The 2,512-nt window shown below is 65.9% G+C and carries 4 protein-coding genes and 1 pseudogene; 4 read left to right on the top strand and 1 reads right to left on the bottom strand.

The window, feature by feature from the left end:
- Positions 1-286 precede the first annotated feature (286 nt).
- From Q0693_RS08445 to Q0693_RS08435, 3 genes are read left to right on the top strand one after another with little or no spacing between them, the layout of a single operon-like run.
- On the top strand, positions 287-484 hold the full coding sequence (locus Q0693_RS08445; protein WP_126206397.1) for a hypothetical protein: 198 nt from the start codon (positions 287-289) through the stop codon (positions 482-484).
- Entirely contained in the window at positions 481-705 is a 225-nt protein-coding gene (locus Q0693_RS08440) for a hypothetical protein (protein ID WP_126177623.1), read from the top strand. Before Q0693_RS08445 ends, Q0693_RS08440 begins: the two co-directional genes overlap by 4 nt.
- Positions 706-707: 2 nt before the next feature.
- Positions 708-926, top strand: a complete 219-nt coding sequence (locus tag Q0693_RS08435) for a hypothetical protein (RefSeq protein WP_126177622.1) — start codon at positions 708-710, stop codon at positions 924-926.
- A gap of 38 nt (positions 927-964) precedes the next feature.
- Here Q0693_RS08435 and Q0693_RS08430 read toward each other — a convergent pair whose 3' ends face one another.
- Positions 965-2,194 carry a transposase gene (locus Q0693_RS08430; protein ID WP_243031899.1) on the bottom strand — a complete coding sequence of 410 codons (1,230 nt, stop codon included), beginning with the start codon at positions 2,192-2,194 and terminating at the stop codon, positions 965-967.
- 135 nt (positions 2,195-2,329) lie between these two features.
- Here Q0693_RS08430 and Q0693_RS08425 point away from each other — a divergent pair.
- Positions 2,330-2,512: pseudogene (locus Q0693_RS08425) on the top strand (hypothetical protein); the annotation flags it as partial.

Genomic DNA, 2,512 nt, shown 5'->3' with positions numbered 1-2,512 from the left:
CGGAAAAGCCTGGACCTTCTCCTCACCTCCAACTGGGCCCCCGAGGAAGCGGCGAGGCGGCTTGGGGAGAACGCCGAGGCCCTTCTCTCCCGGGTGGGGCGGGCCGTGGAGGTGCGGGGGCCGGACCGGAGGCGGAAGGCGGGCTAGGGGAGGGGTGGAGGGCATGCGCGAAAGTTTTCTTTCGCGCAAATAGGAAGGGAGAAGGCCTCAAAAGCGCCCTCCCCAAGCCCTCTCAGGGCCCGGGGGCCTAGCGGCCCCACGGGAGGGGGTAGGAGGCAAGGAAAGCATGAAAGCGGTGCTTATCATCTTAAAAAACGGCAAGCTCGTGCGGCGGGAGCGGCGCTTCCCCGACTGGAAGGCCTACGAAGCCTTCCTCGAGGCCCTGGCCCGGGGGCGGTGGGCGAGGACCTACCGCTCGGGGGCCTACCTCGAGGCCAGGCGGCAGGGCCTCTACCTGGAGGTCTTGGGGAGGGAGGAAGGATGAGGCGGGTGGTCATCCGCTTCGCGGACGGCACCACCACGAGCTTCGACCTCGTGGAGGAACGCCTGGAGCGGGACCTCCGGCACCACCTGGGCTTCTTCCCCGGCAAGAGGGTGGCCCGGGTAGAGGAGCAGATCTACGACCCCACCCACCCTCGGAGGTTCCGGTACGAGCGGCGGGAAGACCTCGAGGCCCTCTGTCTTAGCTACACGAAGGAAAGATAGGTATGGAGTTCGCGCGAGTCCTCAAGCAGGCGGAAGAGCGGCTACGCTTCCTGGGCGAGCCCCACTACTCCGGCCTCTCCGACCGCCCCTGGCCCATGGTGCCCTGGGAGGGGCGGATGGTGCGGCTCGCCCGGGAGATGCGGGTGGACGGTTGGAGCGTGTGGTACGAGGTCCTGGGCCGGGAGGGGGTGGTTCTCTACGCCCTCGAGGCCCGCGTGTAAGGCGCTGACATCCTCCCCGTTCTGAAGAACGGGGGCTCCTACGCGGAGCTTGCGAGGTTGGAGTCTGTATGAGCCGAAGCCCACACCTTTACCCCATCCAGCCCCTCCCCCACGGGAGGAGCCTGTCCGGGTTGCCCCAGACGGGCCGTGTCAGGCGGCCCCTGCCGCAGCACATCAAGCGCAGCGGCAGCGATGTTGAGACTGGCTACCACATCGGCATTGCCCTGGTAGCCGCAGGCCACACATCGGAAGTGGCTCTGCTCAGGTCGGTTGGCCCGGCTAGCATGGCCGCACTTCGGGCAGGTTTGGCTGGTCTTGCGGGGGTCCACGAACACCACCCGCACCCCCGCCCGCTCGGCCTTGTACAGCACAAAGTCGACCAGTTGCCGGAAAGCCCAGCTCGAAACCATGCGGTTAAACTTCTTGCTTCCCCGCACCCGGTCCCGGATGCCGTCCAGCCGCTCAAAGGCCAGCACGGGATTGGGGTACCGGAGCGCCAGGTCCACCAGTTGTCGGCTGACCTTGTGGTTGAGGTAGGTCATCCAGCGTCTCTCTCGGTCGCCCATGGCCCGCACCCGGTCGGTGCGACGGTGGCGTTGCAAACGCTGGCGCAGGGAAGCGAACCGCTCCCGGCGATGGCGGATGGGCTTGCCGTTCACCACAAACACGCCTTTGGGATGCTTGGCCGTAGCCAACCGAACGATGCCCAGGTCCACCCCGATAACGGTGGGTTCACCGTTCCCGCCACGGACGGTAGGGGTGGTGGGCACCTTAAGGGGCAACATGACAAACCAGTCGTGCCCCCTTTTGAAGAGCCTTGCATCCCCCTGGACGTACTGGAGCCTGTCCCTCCACTGCGGGGGAACCGACAGGGGAAACCAGAGGTACTGGCCCTTCTGTCCAGTGGAAACCCGAAGGGTCGTGCCCACGACCCGGTAGGCGTTAACTCCCAGCCCTATCCCCTGGCTACGAACCACCGTGGGCTTGCCCACCTTCCGCTTGCCCTTGCGCAGTCCGAAGTGGCTACGGACAAGTTGCACGACCTGATTGATGGCCATGCGGCAGTAGTCGGAGGGCAGTCCCAGGGCACGGACCTTCGGGTAGGTGGCGGCATGGATTTTCCCCCTATTGCTGGTTTTGGCGCTCAGGGCGAAATCGAGGCCCAACTGCACCCCCTGGCGGAAGCGCTCGGCGGTCTGGTCCAGCCAGGCTCGCTTGGCCTTGCTGGGGGAGCGCAGTTTGAGCACCACGGTTTCTGCCCTGTGCATGATGGTATTGTGGCACATCGGCGGATGGATGCGCTACACCGGGCTTCACCCGGCTTCCGCTTCCTCCCCGCATTGAAATGCGGGGCATCCGCGGAAGGAGTTTTGTGAAAGGCCCTTCGGGGCATAGTGGGAGGTATGGATGCGAAAGGAATCCTGAAGACGGCGCGCTTGGCTTGGCTTCTCGCCCTCCTCCCCCTCCTCGCCGCCTGTGGGGAGCTCCCCGGGGCGGGGACGGAGGGGGAGTACCAGCTCTTGAACGCCGAGGAGCTCAGGATGCGGATCACCGCCTGGAACGGGACGCCCTTCCAGGGCACCCTC

It is taken from the genome of uncultured Thermus sp., assembly GCF_938010445.1.
Taxonomy (GTDB): domain Bacteria; phylum Deinococcota; class Deinococci; order Deinococcales; family Thermaceae; genus Thermus; species Thermus altitudinis.
This window is presented reverse-complemented; position numbering and strand designations above follow the sequence as displayed.

Coding starts and splice junctions, on each gene's coding strand:
- Q0693_RS08445 (WP_126206397.1), top strand. CDS start 287: ATGAAAGCGGTGCTTATCATCTTAAAAAACGGCAAGCTCGTGCGGCGG.
- Q0693_RS08440 (WP_126177623.1), top strand. CDS start 481: ATGAGGCGGGTGGTCATCCGCTTCGCGGACGGCACCACCACGAGCTTC.
- Q0693_RS08435 (WP_126177622.1), top strand. CDS start 708: ATGGAGTTCGCGCGAGTCCTCAAGCAGGCGGAAGAGCGGCTACGCTTC.
- Q0693_RS08430 (WP_243031899.1), bottom strand. CDS start 2,194: ATGCACAGGGCAGAAACCGTGGTGCTCAAACTGCGCTCCCCCAGCAAG.